At 39.2% G+C, this 18,652-nt stretch carries 16 protein-coding genes; 2 read left to right on the top strand and 14 right to left on the bottom strand.

The window, feature by feature from the left end:
• Positions 1-9: 9 nt before the first annotated feature.
• From glnS to L2735_RS00940, 12 genes are all read right to left on the bottom strand, one after another.
• A complete protein-coding gene (gene glnS, locus L2735_RS00995; RefSeq protein ID WP_248982935.1) occupies positions 10-1,680 on the bottom strand; it encodes a glutamine--tRNA ligase in 1,671 nt (556 codons plus the stop codon).
• A gap of 156 nt (positions 1,681-1,836) precedes the next feature.
• Complete coding sequence (gene feoB, locus L2735_RS00990) at positions 1,837-4,131, bottom strand: Fe(2+) transporter permease subunit FeoB (RefSeq protein ID WP_248982934.1); 2,295 nt, start codon at positions 4,129-4,131, stop codon at positions 1,837-1,839.
• The gene (locus L2735_RS00985) at positions 4,124-4,363 is read right to left on the bottom strand and encodes a FeoA family protein (RefSeq protein ID WP_248982933.1); all 240 of its coding nucleotides are present in this window, start codon (positions 4,361-4,363) and stop codon (positions 4,124-4,126) included. Before L2735_RS00985 ends, feoB begins: the two co-directional genes overlap by 8 nt.
• A 210-nt stretch (positions 4,364-4,573) precedes the next feature.
• Positions 4,574-5,113, bottom strand: a complete 540-nt coding sequence (locus L2735_RS00980; protein WP_248982932.1) for a GNAT family N-acetyltransferase — start codon at positions 5,111-5,113, stop codon at positions 4,574-4,576.
• A gap of 93 nt (positions 5,114-5,206) precedes the next feature.
• Positions 5,207-5,485: a peptidylprolyl isomerase gene (locus L2735_RS00975; protein ID WP_102528584.1), complete on the bottom strand. Its 279-nt coding sequence runs from the start codon at positions 5,483-5,485 to the stop codon at positions 5,207-5,209.
• Between the two features lie 97 nt (positions 5,486-5,582).
• The gene (locus L2735_RS00970; protein ID WP_248982931.1) at positions 5,583-7,415 is read right to left on the bottom strand and encodes a DUF885 domain-containing protein; all 1,833 of its coding nucleotides are present in this window, start codon (positions 7,413-7,415) and stop codon (positions 5,583-5,585) included.
• 190 nt (positions 7,416-7,605) lie between these two features.
• Positions 7,606-8,856, bottom strand: a complete 1,251-nt coding sequence (locus L2735_RS00965; RefSeq protein WP_248982930.1) for a tetratricopeptide repeat protein — start codon at positions 8,854-8,856, stop codon at positions 7,606-7,608.
• A 3-nt stretch (positions 8,857-8,859) separates the two neighbouring features.
• Positions 8,860-9,474 (bottom strand): energy transducer TonB, encoded by a 615-nt coding sequence (locus tag L2735_RS00960; RefSeq protein ID WP_248982929.1) that lies wholly within the window; start codon positions 9,472-9,474, stop codon positions 8,860-8,862.
• Position 9,475: 1 nt separating this feature from the next.
• Positions 9,476-9,880, bottom strand: coding sequence for an ExbD/TolR family protein (locus L2735_RS00955; protein ID WP_248982928.1), 405 nt, complete (start codon positions 9,878-9,880; stop codon positions 9,476-9,478).
• Between the two features lie 14 nt (positions 9,881-9,894).
• Entirely contained in the window at positions 9,895-10,422 is a 528-nt protein-coding gene (locus tag L2735_RS00950; RefSeq protein WP_220755538.1) for a MotA/TolQ/ExbB proton channel family protein, read from the bottom strand.
• A complete protein-coding gene (locus L2735_RS00945) occupies positions 10,422-11,777 on the bottom strand; it encodes a MotA/TolQ/ExbB proton channel family protein (RefSeq protein ID WP_248982927.1) in 1,356 nt (451 codons plus the stop codon). Before L2735_RS00945 ends, L2735_RS00950 begins: the two co-directional genes overlap by 1 nt.
• The gene (locus tag L2735_RS00940) at positions 11,777-12,559 is read right to left on the bottom strand and encodes a DUF3450 domain-containing protein (RefSeq protein WP_248982926.1); all 783 of its coding nucleotides are present in this window, start codon (positions 12,557-12,559) and stop codon (positions 11,777-11,779) included. Before L2735_RS00940 ends, L2735_RS00945 begins: the two co-directional genes overlap by 1 nt.
• A gap of 600 nt (positions 12,560-13,159) precedes the next feature.
• Between L2735_RS00940 and L2735_RS20130 the strand changes: the two genes are divergently transcribed.
• Together L2735_RS20130 and L2735_RS00935 are read left to right on the top strand one after the other, a co-directional pair.
• Positions 13,160-13,297, top strand: coding sequence for a winged helix-turn-helix domain-containing protein (locus L2735_RS20130; RefSeq protein WP_428848280.1), 138 nt, complete (start codon positions 13,160-13,162; stop codon positions 13,295-13,297).
• Between the two features lie 217 nt (positions 13,298-13,514).
• Positions 13,515-13,787 (top strand): transposase, encoded by a 273-nt coding sequence (locus L2735_RS00935; protein ID WP_248982925.1) that lies wholly within the window; start codon positions 13,515-13,517, stop codon positions 13,785-13,787.
• Positions 13,788-14,138: 351 nt separating this feature from the next.
• Here L2735_RS00935 and L2735_RS00930 read toward each other — a convergent pair whose 3' ends face one another.
• Both L2735_RS00930 and L2735_RS00925 read right to left on the bottom strand, forming a co-directional pair.
• Complete coding sequence (locus tag L2735_RS00930) at positions 14,139-16,997, bottom strand: TonB-dependent receptor domain-containing protein (RefSeq protein WP_248982924.1); 2,859 nt, start codon at positions 16,995-16,997, stop codon at positions 14,139-14,141.
• Between the two features lie 437 nt (positions 16,998-17,434).
• The gene (locus tag L2735_RS00925) at positions 17,435-18,622 is read right to left on the bottom strand and encodes a porin (RefSeq protein ID WP_248982923.1); all 1,188 of its coding nucleotides are present in this window, start codon (positions 18,620-18,622) and stop codon (positions 17,435-17,437) included.
• Between the last annotated feature and the right edge of the window lie 30 nt (positions 18,623-18,652).

Genomic DNA, 18,652 nt, shown 5'->3' with positions numbered 1-18,652 from the left:
AACACGGTCTTATGCAAAAGAGTCGCGTAATGGCACAGTTAAGTTAAACACTAAATGTTCTTTTGAAGAATCTTTGCTGTCCGCACAGAAGTAACCTTCACGTTCAAACTGATAAGCTTTTTCAACCTCAGCATTAACTAAACCAGCTTCAGCTACACCGTTTAGAACGACTAATGATTCATCATTTAGCACTTCATCTACTGTTTCAAATGATGCAGGTGTCGCTTCGGTAAATAAACGATTGTAAAGACGGAATTCAGCTGGTTTTGCTGTTGAAGCTTCAACCCAATGAATCACACCTTTAACTTTACGACCATCGCTTGGATTCTTACCTAAAGTTTCATTGTCATAGGTACAATAAACAGTAGTGACGTTACCTTCGTCGTCTTGGTCAAAGCGCTCAGCTTTAATGACATAAGCATTACGTAAACGAACTTCTTTGCCTAATACTAAACGTTTGAAGTGTTTATTAGCTGATTCGCGGAAATCTTCAGCATCAATAAATAACTCTTTGCCAAATGCTAATTCACGAGTACCCATTTCAGGTTTATTCGGATGCATTGGTGCATTAATTATTTCAGGCGTATCTGAAGGATAGTTTTCAATAACGACTTTAATCGGCTTCAAAACGGCCATAGCACGAGGTGCAAATTCGTTTAATTCTTCACGAATACACGCATCAAGTACGCCACCTTCGATTAAGTTTTCTTGCTTAGTCACACCAATACGCTGACAAAACTCACGGATCGATGCAGGTGTATAACCTCGACGACGTAAGCCAGCAATCGTAGGCATACGAGGATCATCCCACCCATTAACCAAGTTACGAGTTACAAGATCATTCAGCTTACGCTTCGACATCATCGTGTATTCAAGATTTAGTCTTGAAAACTCATATTGTCTTGTGCGATTTGGTAAATTGAAATCATCTAAATGATCAAGCACCCAATCGTATAAACGACGATTGTCTTGGAACTCTAATGTACATAAAGAGTGAGTAATGTTTTCAATCGCATCAGAAATACAATGTGTGAAATCGTACATTGGGTAAATGCACCATTTGTCACCGGTTTGATGATGGTGAGCAAAACGAATACGATAAATAACTGGATCGCGCATACACATAAACGGTGAAGCCATGTCTATTTTGGCACGAAGTGCACATTCACCTTCTTTGAATTCACCCTTACGCATCTTTTCAAATAACGCTAGGTTCTCTTCAACCGAAGTGTCACGATATGGGCTATTTTTACCTGGCTCTTTTAAGGTGCCACGGTATTCACGAGTTTCTTCTGCATTTAAGAAACAAACGTAAGCCAATCCTTTAGTGATCAGCTCAACAGCATATTGATGCAGCTGGTCAAAATAATTAGACGAATAACGAATTTCACCAGACCACTCGAAACCTAACCAACGAACATCATCCTGTATAGAATGAACATAATCTATGTCTTCTTTTTCAGGGTTCGTATCATCAAAGCGTAAGTTACATTGACCTTGGTAATCTTTCGCAATACCAAAATTTAAACAAATAGACTTCGCATGACCAATGTGTAAAAAACCATTTGGCTCTGGCGGGAAACGGGTTTGCACACTGTTGTGCTTGCCACTTTTTAAGTCTTCATCAATGATATTACGTATGAAGTTACTTGGACGTACTTCGTTGTCCACTTGACTCATGGAGTTCCTCTTAGTGCACGATGGTAAAATTGTCAGACCTTCGATGATCCTACAGTTTTACACGAGTTACAATGCCTGTTTGATAAAAATAGTAGCCTAAAAACAAAAAACCAGCATTTATTAAAATGCTGGTTTTATTTTGAACATTAAAATCGCTTATTCAGTGATTACTCTTACACCTGGTATAATTTGCTGGTTCTTTTTACCTTGCTTCTTAAGCCACAGGTAATAGCCCATTAGTGCAATGGTAAAGAACGAAATCCAACTGATAGATTGCACTGGATGCTTAGCAATATTTGCACCTTGATAAACTACTGTTGCGCTACCGTAAGCTAATGCAAAAGTCCATAATGCGGCAAATCGTGCCCACTTATTACCAAACTCATTCACTAATGCGCCCATCGCTGCAACACATGGTGTGTACAACAAAATAAACAGTAAATAAGAGAAAGCAGCAACCTTAGTTGTAAAGCCTGCTTGAAGTGCACTAAAGGTAGAGCTATCTACGCCCTGCTCTTCGGCTGCTTCTTCAATGCTTTCAACATTACCGACATCGAGTGATAAAGGATCTTCCGGCGCAATACCAAATAAATTCTCAGGTATAGTGCTTAAAGCCTCAGAGAAACTTTCAGATAAACTCGCTAATTCTTCATCACCATCACTTGGGTCAGAATAAAGGCTGTTTAAAGTACCAACAACCGCTTCTTTAGCAAAAATACCGGTAATAATACCCACTGTCGCAGGCCAGTTTTCTTGCTCAACACCCATTGGTGAAAATAGCGGTGTTATTTTTTGGCTCAGTACACTCAACACAGATTCTTTACTGTCTTCATGACCAAAGCTACCATCAGTACCAATCGCATTAACAAAGTTAAGTAAGGTAACCACAATGACAATGGTTTTACCTGCGCCCATAATAAAACTCTTAGTACGTTTAGTTGTACGAGAGAATACCGCTTTTAGCTTAGGCATTTCATAGCTTGGAAGTTCCATGACAACCGCACTGCTACTGCCAGGTAATACTGTGCTACGTAACAATAGGCCAGTACCAACAGCGGCTAAAATACCGATAATATAAAGCAGGAATACTAAGTTCTGACCAGACTCAGGGAAGAAAGCGGCTGCAAATAATGCATACACAGGTAAACGCGCACCACAAGACATGAATGGCGCCATCATACCTGTAACGATTCTTTCTCGTTCACTGCCTAGCGTTCTTGTCGCCATAATCGCAGGTACAGAACAACCGAAACCAACAATCATAGGAACAAATGCTTTGCCAGGTAAACCTATACGGCGCATCAATCCATCGACAACGAAAGCCGCTCGAGACATATACCCAGATGCTTCAAGTACTGACAGAGCCAAAAATAGCGCAGCAATAACAGGAATGAAGGTAGCAACAGTTTGAATACCTTGTCCAATACCGCCAGCTAGAATGGTTACTAGCCAAACAGGTGAGCCAATTGACTCAAGTAATGCACCGAATTGTTCAACAAATACCGCACCTGCTGCAATATCAAAGAAGTCGATGAATGAACTACCGACATTGATACTGAACATAAACATCAAGTACATAACAAATAGGAATACAGGTATACCGAGTACAGGGTGAAGCAATACTTTATCTAATTTATCACTAGCACTTTCATGACCAGCAACATTAACCGAACTATCAAATACTTTCTGAACAAAATCGAAACGAGTAGTAGCAACTAATACTTCGATATCTGTTCCTGACTGTTCTGCAATTTGAGTGCAGTTATTTACAACATCTTTTAAGCTTGTACTATCGCACTGACCACAGCCATTGCCATTACCTAACATGGCGAGTGCACGACCTCGGCTTAGATCTTCTGAGTGATGCTGCAGTTTTTTTACACCTGACTCGATGCTTTCATCGTAATCAAGCTTTAATGGTGACTCTGTGATTTCACCATTTAATAATCTTAAGACCTGATCTTGAACTCGTTTAACATCAGCTTCTTCTCTAGAACAAACAGCAATAACCGGGCAACCAAGCTCTTTGCTCATCGATTCTAAATCAGTTGTGATACCAAGCTTTTTCGCAGCATCTATTTTATTGAGTACGACAACCATAGGTATGCCGAGCTCTCTAAGTTGTACCGTTAAATAAAGATGTCTTTCTATATTAGTCGCATCGACTAAATTAATAATACCGTCAACACGTTGCTCTGCAAGGTACTGCTGTGCAATTTGCTCATCAAGAGAACAGTCACAACTGTTTCCCGCAGGCAATAAATCGTAGATGCCAGGTAGGTCAGTTAAATGAACATTGGTATTATCTAAAGCGAAATAGCCCGTTTTTTTCTCGACAGTAACACCAGACCAGTTACCAACTTGCTGGTTTGAACCTGTAAGCGCATTGAATAATGTAGACTTGCCTGCGTTTGGATTACCAACTGTGACGCAGTGGAATTCTTTAGTCATGTGTTACTACTACCTCAATGATATCTGCTAAATCGCGACGCATACACAAACGACTGCCACGTAATTCTAATTCTACTCCAGAACCCATTGGGGCACGGCGTAACATTCTAAACGCTGTATGAGGTGTTATCCCCATAGATAGCAACTTTCTCTTTACTGTTTGAGGTAAAGAAAGTTGACCGATTTCAGCAATCTTCGCCGTGTCTCCGGGATTAAGTTCACTGAGCTTCATTGGATACCCACCTTGCGTTCAAAATATTTAATATTGAGTAATTTTATATTAGCCATTCTTGCAATACCTTTACCTAGATCATGTTTTGCAAGTGGAAACGAGAATAGTTTTCAATTGTATTGATGATTATGTGATAAAAGCCCGAAAGAAAGTAGTGATTTTACACTTTATATTTGTTAAATGGTTACTAAAGAAGCGCTCGAGTATTGATCATTGAGTTCGGATATCTGATTGCAATAATCCAAAGATGTATTCATCAATTTTATGGTCGCCAATACAATGGTTATCTCTTAGCAAGCCCTCTTGTAAAAAGCCACATTTGAGCATAACGTTAGCTGAACCAAGATTTTCAACCGCGCAATAACCAATAAACTTTTGTATATTAAACTGATGAATTCCCCAATCAATTACAGCCTTAAGGCTTTCGGTTCCATAACCTAAACCTTGATGGTTTGGTGCTATAAGATAACCGACTTCAGCACGGTTCATCACTTCACTTTCACAATAAAACCCGGTCAAGCCAACAAACTCATTCGTATTCACTGTTTCAATAACCAATGTTAGCCATTTCCCCGATGCGTAATCCCAAGGCGCGAGCCTTTGACTAAATGTCTCTTTAATATCAGCAACGGAAGTGACTTTTCGTATGTGCTTTAATACTGATTGATTGGTATTTAAAGCAAGCACGTCAGGCCAATCTGATTCTTGCATACTTCGTATAGTCAGCCTGTCTGTGTATAACTCAATCATTAACGAATCCCTTGTCAATCAGACAACTTTATTTTTCCATGTCCCTAAAACGAAAAAAGGCAGCCGAAGCTGCCTTCAACGATTAAATATAAATTAACCGCGGCTTGTCACCTCAAGAAGATGATAACCAAATTGAGTTTTAACTGGACCTTGCACTTCATTTAACGGCGCGCTAAACACGACTTCGTCAAACTCACGAACCATCATACCCGGACCAAAAGAACCAAGTTCACCACCCTGTGCACCAGAAGGACAAGATGAGTTCGCTTTGGCGATTTCAGCGAAATCTGCACCAGCAACAATTTGTTGCTTTAATTGCTCACATTGCTCTTCTGAGCTAACTAAAAGGTGTCTTGCAGTTGCCTGTACCATGATGTACTCCTACTTATGTAGATTTAAAAGCTTCAAAAATTATAGGGAGCGTAAGCTCCCTATATGTGGTTCACAAAGGTAAGCTAACAGCTATTAACTACTTTGCCAATTCAGATTCAATCCAACGCGCTATTTTTTTCTCCATAACTGCCATAGGCAATGAACCAGTGGTGAGGATTTGGTCATGGAATGCTTTTAAGTCGAACTTTTCACCAAGTTTGGCTTCAGCATCAGCTCTTAGCTTTAAAATGGTTAGTTGGCCAATTTTATACGATAAAGCCTGCCCAGGAATGGCCATGTAACGCTCGACTTCAGCAACAATGTCAGATTCAGCCATCGGCGAGTTATCTTTCATATATTGAATTGCTTGCTCGCGGCTCCAACCTTTTGCATGCAGGCCAGTATCTACAACTAAACGCATAGCGCGAAGCATTTCATCAGATAACTTACCAAAATATTGATATGGGTCTTTAAATAACCCCATTTCAATGCCTAAATACTCGGCATATAACGCCCAACCTTCTTCAAATGCTGTATAGCCTTGAAAGCGTTGAAATTCAGGAATACCTGTAAGCTCTTGCTTGATCGCAATCTGGAAGTGATGACCAGGTGCAGCCTCATGTAAAGATAGCGTCGTCATGCCCCACTTCGGCTGGGCTTTAAGGTTAAAAGTATTGATGTAAAACACGCCCGGACGAGAACCATCTACGGCAGGAGACTGATAAGAGGCCCCTGCTGCTGACTTTTCTCTAAAGCTTTCAACTGGTTTAACAACATAGTCTGCTTTAGGCATGATATTAAAGTACTTTGGCAGCTCTTTATTAATATCATCTTTTAAAGACATATAACCATCAATGAGGCCTTGTCTTTCGGTAAAGAAGTATTGAGGTTCGCTTCCTAAAGAAGCAAAAAATGCCGTTAAATCACCCTCAAATTTAACTTGTTCACGCACAGAATCCATTTCAGTCAAAATACGCTTAACTTCTGACAGACCAATCTGATGAATTTCATCTACTGGCATCGTCGTTGTCGTGTGACTATTTGCTAAAGACTGATACCATTCTTTGCCATTAGGTAACCCCCACCAACCATCAGATGCCCTAGCATATGGTAAATAAGTTTCCTTAAAGTAGTTTCTAAGTTGAGTCAGTGCCGGTAATAAATCAGCATTAATTAACTCAGTATAATCACTTGTTAATGCAGCTCTTTCTTCTGCACTAAAGTTCTCAGGGAATGAATTGATAGGTGCGTAAAATAAGCTTTCATTTGCAGAGGTGACAAGTTGAGCATCTAGCTGCGGAATGATTCTTTCAACCAATATCTTTGGTAAAACGACTTTACTTTGAATTCCTTCATCCATTCGAGCTTGCGCTAAAGCAGTCCACTGAATAAACCCTTTCAAACGACCTAACCAATTTTGATAATCTTCAACGGTTTTAAAAGGTTGGGCGCTTTCACCACTACCTAGTTGGATCATACTGATCACAGTACTATAGAACTGGTTCATCGGAATAAAATGTTCTGGATATGATTCAGCCACTAAGTCCATATGCCGATCATAAATAAACATATCGAAACTGAGCTTTAAATTTTCTGGTAATGATTCAACATCAAGTGATTTAGCTTGTTTTAAATAACGTGAATTAAGTTCGTGGCGCTGTTTGAGATACTCTTCAGTTAAAGAACCACCAAATTGGTCGTTATAATCATTTACACCTACATACGTTGCGTAAATAGGTTCCAAAGCCAGTACATCTTTGAAATAGTTATCAGCCATTTCATTATAAATATCTGCCGCAGTCTTTTGCTCTGTTTGTTCTATTTTGTCAGAAGAAGCGTGTTGGCTAACTGGAGCTGATGTTTGAGGTTCACTGCATGCTTGTAGCAGCAAGAGAGATGAAACGGTCATCGCGATTAGCGTTTTTTGCATAATAATATCCCTACGTTCGACAAAAGTAATTTCGAAAATTCAAATGTCTTATTTATAATTATTGTTGGTCATTTAACTATCTTTTCATGCTATCAGAAAGTAATAAATTGTAACTGAGCATATCAAAAAATAGTTAAACAAATTAGAGATAAAAAAAAAGCCCCTAAAGGGGCTTTTTTTAATAACAATACTAAAGAGTAATATTGTTGATACGTGCTTTTTCTTTGATGTAAGAAATATAACTGTTCGCACTACGCTTGGTCTTACTGTGTTTAGCAGCTCGATTAGCGCGTTTGTACGCAGATTTATATTGCTTCAAACTTAAATGGGCAAGTGTTAGCTCAAGTTCCGCTTCACCTGGTTCATCAAGACCTAAAGATAATGCTTTTTCAAACACCGGAATTGCAGACTTAGGTTGCTCAGAAATTGCTAGAATTTTACCTTGTTTGAGGTATAGCTCAGCATCACCTGACATCTCAGCAGCTTGACCATAAAGTTTAGCAGCTTCATTAAAGTTCTTTGCATTATGGTAGAAACCAGCGAGAATTTTTATGGTTTTTTCATTCTCTTTTATTAGCCCTGATTTCATATGTTTTTCATATAACTTAGCAGCATTGTAAGGAGCACCATTCTGCGACATAAGTTGAGCGAGACGGGTAATATTCCCATCAGACTCTAGAAAACCATTTTTATATGCAAGATCATATGTAGCTAAAGACTTAGTATAATCTTCAGTCATCAAATAAAACTGAGCAAGCTGAACCCAAAGACGTTTATCGTCTTGGAATAAAGGCACCATAATTTCTAGTACTTTTACTGCTTCTTTATATTTCTTTTGATTGAAATATGCAGTCAATTTCATTTGATATAAGCCTTTATCAGGCTTTTCTACTAAAGAAAGACCTTTATCGGCTACTTCAAGTACTTTATCCCACTCTTTAAGTTCACTGTATGCAATACCGACACGGCGGTATACAACTGGGTCAACTTTACAAGTGAAGTCCATCCACTTGTAGTAGTAAGGAATTGCTTCTTTGAACTTCTTTTCTTGTAGTAACAAGTCAGCATACAAACGCAATGTTGCAGCATGATCTGTTCCACCAAGAATGTCGGCATCAACAGCAGATTTTAAGTACTTAACAGAAGTGCTCATTTGACCTTTCTCAGCGTAAAATGAACCAATCATTCGATCAATATAAGCTTTATCAAAGTCATTACTTGTATTTACTTCAAGTAAAATTTCGATTGCTTCATCTAATTGACCTTCTGTGTATCTTTCAAATGCTCTTTGAACTTTCTTACCAGCACTTGCACCAACAGCTCTTGATTGACGGTCGTCAATCGGACACTTTTCAGCAGCTTGAGCCGTAGAAACAGCAAGTAGCGAAGTACAAGAAAAAGTCAGTAATAACGCACTAGCTAGAGTAGTTATCTTATGCATTAATTACCCCTTATCCAGTGTGAAATCAAGCTGAACAGTCATACCAGGAACTTTCATCGCCTTGCCATCAATGATTTTAGGCTTGTATTTCCATTTTTTTAACGCACGAACAGCTTCGCGGTTAAAGATACGTTTGGGTTCTGCTTTGATAACTTGAACGTCTTCGATTCCGCCTAATTCATTAATCGTAAATGAAAGTTGTACATAACCTTCTTTACCATCACGTGCTGCAGCAATTGGGTATTGAGGATCAATACGTACAATCGGTGTTGCATCACCATCACGCGTCATCATGTTACCAAGCTTAAAGCCTGTGCTAGCACCGCCAGCCACAACACCACTCATGTTAAATGCCATATTCGTATCAATATCTGACGACGTATCTGGCGGAGTAGTTTCCGGCTTTGGTGGTTGCTCAGGTGGTGCTGGCGGCTTCGGTTTAACCCTTGGCTTATCCTGAACTTTCGTATCCTGCTTCTCCATACTGATCTCAATGATAGGAGAATCAGATGAGGTGTCGGCGCGCTTTGCGCCGCCACCGACCAAGAAGGCCATGAAGATAAACAAGGCGAAAGTAACAGCAGCACCTAAAATGAGTGATACTATTGCTCTCAGCATATTAGTCTTTCCCCGCTGAAATCGAAATCTTATCGATACCCGCTTTCTTAACGTTGTCCATTACTTTAACAACAAGGCCATGTTCGGCTTCTTGATCTGCTTCAATCAATACAGCCGCTTCTGGTGCTTCAGCCAACATACGTTCAACGTTTGCTGTTACACGCTCGATGTCAACCTGACGGTTTTCCATCTTAATTACGCCTGTATTACTCACACCAATAAAGATGTTCGCAGATTTTTGTTGTGTTGCAGTAGAAGCTTCCGGTTTCTTGTAATCAAGGCCTGAAGGCTTAATGAACGAAGTCGTCACAATAAAGAAGATAAGCATGATAAACACGATATCTAGCATCGGTGTCATATCTACTTGTGCTTCTTCTTCTACATTTAAATGCTTTTTACGTGCCATTTTAAATACTCTCTCTAGTGGTGCGGCAAGCTATCTTTAAGCTTTTCAAGACTGATTTTCATTTTTGCATCTAATCGTGTACTAAAAAATACACCCGATAGTGCAGCAACCATTCCTGCCATTGTTGGCATGGTTGCCATTGAAATACCAGCCGCCATCATACGAGCATTACTCGTACCATGAACTGCCATCACATCGAACACTGCGATCATTCCGGTTACGGTACCTAGTAGACCAATCATAGGACAGATTGCCACTAAGGTTTTGATCATCAGCATACGAGCATTCATATCTTGTTTTGCTTGGGACATCCAAGCTTCACGGATACGGTGCGCATACCAAGAGGTTGAATCCTCTCGATTATTCCATAGGTCTATAATACCTTTATGCTCTTTTGGTGCTACCCAACTGACATACCAAAAGCGCTCTAGCATCAAAACCCACATTAGGAATAGTACAGCCGCTACCAGCCAGAGGATATCTCCTCCGGTGGCCATGAAGCCCCTGACAGAGTCCCAAACGTCCATCAGGATTAGCATCATTAGTCAGCCCTCTTCTCAGCATGGTCTGCAATAATACCAGCACTTTGCTCTTCAAGAACTTGAACAACTGTTTTACTACGCGCGATTACGATTGCGTGCATTAACATTAACGGTAGAGCAGCAACTAGACCTTGTACAGTCGTCATCAATGCCATTGAAATACCGCCAGCCATTAGTCTAGGGTCACCTGTACCGAACAATTGAATTGTTTGGAAGGTTGCAATCATACCTGTAACAGTACCTAACAGACCCATCATAGGAGCAATAGCAGCTAGAACCTTAATGATTGAAATACGTGCTTCTAAAGCAGGGGTTTCTTTAAGGATAGCTTCGTCAAGTTTTAACTCTAGAGTTTCAACATCAACATCTTTGTTCTCATGATAAACCTTAAGTACACGACCTAATGCGTTGTTACCTGGGTTATCAATATTCTTACGTTGAGCTTTAACTTTAGAGCCAACAATGTAAAGAGTGACTAGACGCTCAATCGAAATCAACGCACCAAGAACAAGAATACCGATAATGATGTAACCAATTGGGCCACCAGCTTCGATACGCTCTTCAATCGTTGCTTTCTGAGTAAATACGCTTAATAGAACACCACGAGCTGGATCCACGAATAACTTCTCGTAACCTGATGTTGCACTAGTAAACGATTTAACACTTGATACTTGTGCGCTTCCAGGTTGCTGAGAAAGCTTTTGAATCAAACCTAAGTCAGCGTTATAAACAACATATTCACCATCAGCTAGTAAGTTATAAGCACCAACACGCGTTACAGTAGTCGCTTCAACGTTACCGTCTAAGCCAGTTACTTCAGCGTCAAACTTAACAACTTTACCTGATTCAACCATTTCGAAAAGCTGTGCTTCCCAGAATTGTTCTAACTCATTAATTTTTGGTAATTCTTTACGAGCACCAAGTTCAGCAATAAATGCATCACGGCCTGGAAATTGAGCAGTAATGTTAGAACTAACTAACTTACCAGCAAAATCACCTGCTTCACCTTTAACAACACCAAACATTTCGCCTAAGTCACCAGAAGCAATCTTACGATCTTCTTCTAACTGAGCGATTTTACGTTCGTTGTCAGTAAATGCTTGAGCTAAGTCTTTACCACGTTGTACTTCTGCAGCTAATGCCGCTTTCTCACGCTTCAAAAGTGCAGCTTTATCGCCACGCTCATTTAAGAATTCTGCTTCACGCTGTTTATTTGTTTTATTTGCGTTAGCACGATCTGTTTGTACTTGTTGTAATAATTGTTCAATCGTTTTTGGTGCATCAGCAGCACTAACCATTCCAGAAGTTAGAGACAAGCTAGCAGCAACGATTGCTGTAGTAATAAACTTTTTCATTATTGCGCAGCCTCCGCAGCAGGGATTGGTAAGGCGAATAGATCAGGAGCACCTTGACCACGAGCCTGTTTGATAGCTTTACTTAAGTTACGAAGATAACCAGCTTCTAACTTATCCCAGCTTTTTGTGCTTTCGTTATACATCCAAGCTGACTTTTGGTCTTGGCTTTGAGCATATAAACTCACACGGCCAAAGTTTAAGAAGTCAACTAAGATTTCTTTACCGTCAAGCTCTAATTGGCCTGTTTCAGCAATTAGCTTTGAACCGTACTCACGCTCGATGTTATAAGCATCAAGGATTAGACGGTATTTTTCAGCTAAAGTAACTTCAGCACTGTTTAATGTATCTTTTAAGCGTTGAACACGAGTTTCACGAGCTTCTAGATTAAACGGTAGATCTAAAGCAATAAATTGCTCTAATGCATCAACCATTTTAAACATTAAAGGAACAACACCTTGTCTAAGAGCATCAACACCATCGATATCATCTTGAATCAGCTTCATCGTTGCTTGTTGGTCAGCAACTAGGCCTGCAACATAATCATTGTATGATTTTAAAGATTCACGCTCGTCAGCAACTGAACCATACTCAAAAAGCATGTCTTGTGCTTGATCGAAATATTTATCAACTTTATTTTGCGACGCAGCGGCATCTGTATGGATCTTAGTATCTGCTTTTTGTACATCGCTTAGAGGATCTGCAATCACGAAGTTGCTGCTAGCTAATGCAAGCGCGCCAACCAGTGCAGTAGCGATTTTAGTTCTATTGCTTACCTTGGACATAGTTCCCAACCAATTTATAGTGAATTAGAAAGCTTAACCAGTATGTAACAACCAAGATTAATTTGTTAATCTTTGTTGCTGCAACTAAGTCTATCTTTCTCTTGTGATTGTTAGTTTTTTCTTCCCTATTCTATACCTGCTAAGGCATAGACCCGCTCGCATCATTTCACAAATTGTTGACCTGTGTCAACAATTGAGGACATCAAAACTAGGGAAAATGAAGTGTTGGGCATTAGATATGTTTCAAAAGTTCAAATAGTAAACATTCTTACTAAAATATCCAATTTATCTGTTATACCTATTGTGATTAAAGTATGACCTAATTATGGGGTGGTTTTTTATTACTTAATTTTTATGACATCCATTACCTACAAAGACGTTCTTCATTTATACAAGCAAAAGAAAATGCTAATAAGAAATTTCAGCTACTTACTATTGCGACTTTTCTGCAAATAATCACTCATAGGTTGCTAGCCACTTAAATACCATTCGCCGCAGTATCGAACTACATGAACTACTGTATGACCGGTCTGGACTCCACGCCTCAGTTAGGTTAGTTGAGTTGAATAACACTAAAGCAGAAAAGAGCTGTGTTAATTTATAGATTGTGCTGCGACTCCTAAAAGAGGTGGTGGTTTAACTGCAGAGGATGTTCAAAAATTTATACTTAATGAATTCGGTGTATCCTATTGTCACTCACCTATATATTGGTTATTACATAAACTCGGATTTAGCTAGATAACTAGCCTTTTCAACCCCGTAAACAATCTAAAGAAGCACAAGAAACCTTTACTACAAAATAAAGTAATCGCAGTGCTTCCGGTTTATGTTCCATTTGATCAGGTTGTTATTTGGTTCCAAAACGAGGAGAGTGTTAGACAACAGAATACGACCACGTAATTATGGGCACCGAAAGGCTGAAGAGCAAGAGCAGTAAGGAAACCAAAATCTGAATATGCTTCCCTATTTGGTTTATCTTGCAACCAGTGCGACAGAAGCTTTGGTCACACCTTTTGTTAATCAAGATGCGATGAAACAACATTTAAAACAAATATCTGCAGTAACGGTAAAAGCTCGCTACTCACTTGTTAACGGTGCAGGTTGGCATACAGAAGTTACAACCGCGGCTTTAGAAAGTCTTTGGATATTGAAATTCCCACCTTATTCGCCTGAATTAAACCCTATAAAGCAAGTGTGGAAATTGTTACGTCGGCATTACTTGGTTTGATCAATCACTGCTTTAAAGATTATAAAGATATTATTGATAGATGCTGCCGCGGATGGAATACGTTCATAGAGTGTAAAGCTAGAGCCAAATCACCGTGCCAATGAGATTTCCCGAAGAATCAGGAAAGACTTTAATCATAAGTGGTATTAAAGCTGTCAAGTAAAAAACAATTATATTTTCAAAGTCTACTGATCGTTTATTGTTCAACTTATTTTAATAGTAACTTAAATATAAAAAAGCACCGAACATTTTAATGTTCAGTGCTTTATAAACGTTAGATATATAAAATAATGTTGTAACTATTCAAAATAAATAACTTAATAGTTTGTAAATACTCTTCAATTTAAGAGATTAAAACTTCAAGCCCGCATTAAGGAATACGAAACGCCCTAATGTGTCATAGAAACCAGAAACTGTGTTTGCATTGCTTGATATAGTGTTACCTACCATTGGAGGCTCTTCATCAAAAATATTATTAACACCAGCTGAGAGCGTTAAATAATCAGTTACTGCATAAAGGCCTGACAAGTCAAAATAGCTAACAGCATCAATACCACCATTATCAATCAGTGATGTATCAGCTGTGCCTTCATAGTCTACACTATCAAAATAACGCCACTTCAGCGAAACACTATAATCATCAGCACCGTAAGTAGTTGTTAAATTATGACGCCATTTAGGCGAAGCAAAACATGACGTACTTACAACTCCAGAACAATCATATGAAAGCGAGTCATCTCCTAAAATTGGCTCAACTTCTTTCTTAATGCTGTAATATCCATTAAGGTTGAAATCTAGTGTTCCATTTCCTAAGTCGAGACTATAACTAGCTGTTGCATCTACCCCTTCCCATTTACGGCCACCGATGTTAGAACCGAGGTTTGATACATAACCCTCCTGACCTAGCCATAGGCTTCCAGAAGAACTTCGTTCAATGCTATCACAAAATAATGAATCCCCTGTTGTAGCACAGTTTGTAAGGATACGCTCTGCACCAATAGTTCCGATCACTTCTTCCATTTCAATATTGAAGTAATCCACAGAAAAATTGAAATTTTCTAACGGATTAGCAACTAAACCTAAAGTAAATGTATCAGCTTCTTCAGGCTTTAATTCAGGATTACCGCCTGAAAACTGGTTATACTGTCCAGCTGGAGATTTGGTGATATTGCCGAATTGAGCAGCGGTAACACCAGTATTGGCACACATTTCTTGTGTAAACCCAGCTGCTGTAATTTCCGCTACAGTGCCTGCACAAGGGTCATCACCACTCCATAAGCCAATATTTTGAGAGTCAAATAGTTCGCCGATGTTAGGTGCGCGCATTGCTTTGGCATAGCTAAAACGGAATTTATATGCTTCTACCAAAGTGTAATCAGTACCTAACGAGTAAGTGTAATCGGTTCCAGAAGTCGAATAATCTGAAGCTCGAGCAGCTAAGTTAACATTCCATTCATCGAATACTGGTATTGCGATTTCAGCAAAAGCTTCATTAACAGTAATCTCACCGTATAAACTTGGATTAGGGCCACCTTGACCAAGTAATTGACCTTCTTCATAAACAGTATCAGAAATTCGTTCGTAAGATTGTTCACGGCGTTCTAAACCAAACACAGCTCCAATATTTGATGATGCTGTAGGTAAAGCTAAGTCAAATTCACCAGTAACATAACCGTTATAAATCATCTGAGTAACTAAACCAGTTTGTGTACCAACGCCTGCAAGTTGAGCAGCTTGTTCTGCAGTAACACCATCCAGAGTGAAAACGTTATAATACAGGCAACCGTCCTCTTCATTACACTCAGTATCTACAGCACCTACTCGTGAAGGTATTTTAGGAGCTAGCAAGTCATTTTGGTAAACTGAGCTAGATGAGGTAGCAGAATAAGCGAAGCTTACATCATAAGCCCACGAGTCATTTAACTCACCTTCCATACCAGTTAAAATACGGTAAGAAGAATGCTCTAGGTTATTAGAACGAGCACCACCTTCAACATTACGCTTCCCAATATATGCTACGAATTGATCATCAGGAGTTTGCCCAAAATAGTCTTGTAACTGTTCTTTTTGTAGTTCACTTAAAAGTGGGTTATCGTAATCGAATAAAATTTCTTGGTTAAAGAAAGTACCAGATTCAGCAATTTGACCTGCTGTTCTGTTATGCATAAATGACAATTCCATGTAAGGACGGAAATGTTCGTTAATCTCATAATTAATAAATGCACCAGTTGTAAAACGTTCATTCGGGCGCATAAAGTGATTTACAGGAGCATAGTTATAACGGTAGCCGTCATCTTCCATGAAACCTTCACCATTAGGGTTTAAATAGCCCCAATATTCCTGAGTATAATCAACTTCACCATTTACAACAGGGAACATGTCAAAGTGAGGGTTAGGCGTAGTAGCAGAGCCACCACAAGTATCGCCTGCACCATTTAAAGCACAAGATGCATAATCGCGAGAACCTTGCAACAACTCATCATTGCGGCGCCAAACAGCGTAAGCTACAGCGTGCCCTTTTCCATCATCGAAATCACTACCCAAAGTAACATCAATAGTGTAAGTTTTTCCGTCTACACCCGTATTTCCAGTTTCATAATCGAAATTTTTATCATCCATTAAACCTTGAATATACTTATTGTTATTATCGTGCTGATAGCCTGAAGCTCCAGCATTAATAGCAAAGCCTTCAAAGTCATCATTCATGACAAAGTTAACAACACCAGCAACGGCATCTGCACCATAAACAGCTCCAGCGCCACCAGTTAGAACTTCAACTCGCTTAATTAAAGATGCAGGTATTTGGTTAATATCAGCAACTTGCGAAGTAATACTACCAGCTTGCATACGACGACCATTGATCAAAACAAGAGTTCTGTTTGAGCCAAGGCCACGTAAATCTACTGTTGCTGTGCCTGTCGCTCCGTTAGCCAAAAATGCTGTTTCAGCAGCTTCAACTTGTGGTAACTGATTTAAGACGTCTTCTATACGGTCATAACCTGATGCTTTGATTTCAGTTGCATCCATAACAGTTACTGGGCTAGAAGTCTCTAAATCAGTACGCTTGATACGTGAACCTGTTACAGATATACGTTCAACTGAAGCGCCATCATCTTCAGCAGCGAAAGCTATCGGTGTACTAAGTGCTGCCGCAGCTGCACCGCTAATCATTGCTAGACGCACTGATTTAGCTAATAAATTCTTATGCATTGTCAATCTCCCTGGACTTATATCTTTCTTATTTTCAATTTGATTAAATCAAATTGGTGAATGTGAGCGAATTACACCGCTACTACATTTCAAGAGCAATAAAATCACAAATAAAACATTTATTCAACATATGTTTCATTAACATAACGAGAGAAAGTACCTTTTTCGTAGTGGATCTGTTCACATATCTGAACACAAACAGACTAATCATCTGCCAGCTCAAACCAAGTCACTGTTTTTTAACGATTTAATCATGTACCGCAACACACGCTTAGATTTAACACTTTGTTTTCAAGTGGTGCTTTTTTAAACTAATAAATGTAGACGACCAAAGGTGCAATACACATCCCATTAACAAACGTAAGTGGTTAGCTTTTCTTCAGGCAAAAAAAAAACACCCTTAAAAGGGTGTTTTTTCTTTAGTGTGAAGCTCAATACTAAAGAGTGTAACGAATACCAAAACCAATTCCGTCATCATCAGATAACTTCATTGCAGCTTCTTCGCTACCACTGAAATCACTGCTGTCGATACGACCTTCAATGTAAATAACAGTATTGGCATCCCAAATGTAATGAACACCTACTGCTGTGAACTGACGTTTAAATGTATCACCGTTGTAGTCTGCTTGATAAGCATCTCCACCATCAATGATATTATAAGAAGCGAATGCACGAATGTTGTTGTTGAAACGGTAAGATAATAATGTTTCAACACCATAAGCATCAGACAATAAACGACCTATGTTATCTGTATCGTGAAATTCTTGTTTGCTGTAGTTGGCTGCTACGTATAAACCTTCAGCATCCCAACCTGCACCATAAGTAAGACCAATACCATAGATTAAATCAGTTTCTTCGATTTTTTCATTATCAACAGTTTCACCGCTGAATTCACCTGTGTTAAAACCGGCTGTTACAACAAACTTATCCGTAGCTTGGTAAGTTAATGCTAAACCATAGGTGTTATTGTATTCAATAGTTGCAATTGATTCTTGTGCATTAATCATAGGAAGAGAAGGCTCGTTACCAACTGAACCATCATCAAATACTTCAAATTCATCTTGTTTTAATTGCGCTTGAACTGCGAAACTGAAGTCACCGAAAGCATTACGGTATTGAATTGTTTTGTCACCACGACCAGTACCGTTTACTGAACCGTCGCCTTTATTAAACGTATATGTACCAGAGGCATCACCATCCCATACAAAACCGTAGTTTGTGTTGTAAACCACGTCGTACCAAGCGCCCCATTGCTTACCAACAGTTAGCGTACCGTATGTGTCGTGGTTAACACCAACATAACCAAGGCGGTTAGCTAAAAATTCGTCATTATCGTAAGATAATTGGTCATTGTTATATTGGATTTTACTGTTACCAAATGGGTTTACGCCCCACTCTAATTTAGCAAATGCATTCCAGCCATCACCCATTTGACGATCAAAGCCAAAGTTAATACGTGAAGCACCATTTACAACTTCTGTCGTATCCTGACCATGATAAACACGAGCATCAACAAAACCACCAATCTCTACTGAGTTCTTATCATCTTTGTAAATCTCAATAGCCGAAGCTGCTGGTACGAACATTACGGTTGTAAGTGCTGAAGCAATTAAAGTTTTTTTCATCGAGCTAAACCTTCCCATTTTATTTTCATC

This window comes from Shewanella olleyana, from assembly GCF_023283825.1.
GTDB classification, from domain to species: Bacteria; Pseudomonadota; Gammaproteobacteria; order Enterobacterales; family Shewanellaceae; genus Shewanella; species Shewanella olleyana.
This window is presented reverse-complemented; position numbering and strand designations above follow the sequence as displayed.

Bases quoted from the DNA above. Each gene is read 5' to 3' on its own strand.
- glnS (WP_248982935.1), bottom strand. From the start codon at position 1,680: ATGAGTCAAGTGGACAACGAAGTACGTCCAAGTAACTTCATACGTAAT.
- feoB (WP_248982934.1), bottom strand. From the start codon at position 4,131: ATGACTAAAGAATTCCACTGCGTCACAGTTGGTAATCCAAACGCAGGC.
- L2735_RS00985 (WP_248982933.1), bottom strand. From the start codon at position 4,363: ATGAAGCTCAGTGAACTTAATCCCGGAGACACGGCGAAGATTGCTGAA.
- L2735_RS00980 (WP_248982932.1), bottom strand. From the start codon at position 5,113: ATGATTGAGTTATACACAGACAGGCTGACTATACGAAGTATGCAAGAA.
- L2735_RS00975 (WP_102528584.1), bottom strand. From the start codon at position 5,485: ATGGTACAGGCAACTGCAAGACACCTTTTAGTTAGCTCAGAAGAGCAA.
- L2735_RS00970 (WP_248982931.1), bottom strand. From the start codon at position 7,415: ATGCAAAAAACGCTAATCGCGATGACCGTTTCATCTCTCTTGCTGCTA.
- L2735_RS00965 (WP_248982930.1), bottom strand. From the start codon at position 8,856: ATGCATAAGATAACTACTCTAGCTAGTGCGTTATTACTGACTTTTTCT.
- L2735_RS00960 (WP_248982929.1), bottom strand. From the start codon at position 9,474: ATGCTGAGAGCAATAGTATCACTCATTTTAGGTGCTGCTGTTACTTTC.
- L2735_RS00955 (WP_248982928.1), bottom strand. From the start codon at position 9,880: ATGGCACGTAAAAAGCATTTAAATGTAGAAGAAGAAGCACAAGTAGAT.
- L2735_RS00950 (WP_220755538.1), bottom strand. From the start codon at position 10,422: ATGATGCTAATCCTGATGGACGTTTGGGACTCTGTCAGGGGCTTCATG.
- L2735_RS00945 (WP_248982927.1), bottom strand. From the start codon at position 11,777: ATGAAAAAGTTTATTACTACAGCAATCGTTGCTGCTAGCTTGTCTCTA.
- L2735_RS00940 (WP_248982926.1), bottom strand. From the start codon at position 12,559: ATGTCCAAGGTAAGCAATAGAACTAAAATCGCTACTGCACTGGTTGGC.
- L2735_RS00935 (WP_248982925.1), top strand. From the start codon at position 13,515: ATGCTTCCCTATTTGGTTTATCTTGCAACCAGTGCGACAGAAGCTTTG.
- L2735_RS00930 (WP_248982924.1), bottom strand. From the start codon at position 16,997: ATGCATAAGAATTTATTAGCTAAATCAGTGCGTCTAGCAATGATTAGC.
- L2735_RS00925 (WP_248982923.1), bottom strand. From the start codon at position 18,622: ATGAAAAAAACTTTAATTGCTTCAGCACTTACAACCGTAATGTTCGTA.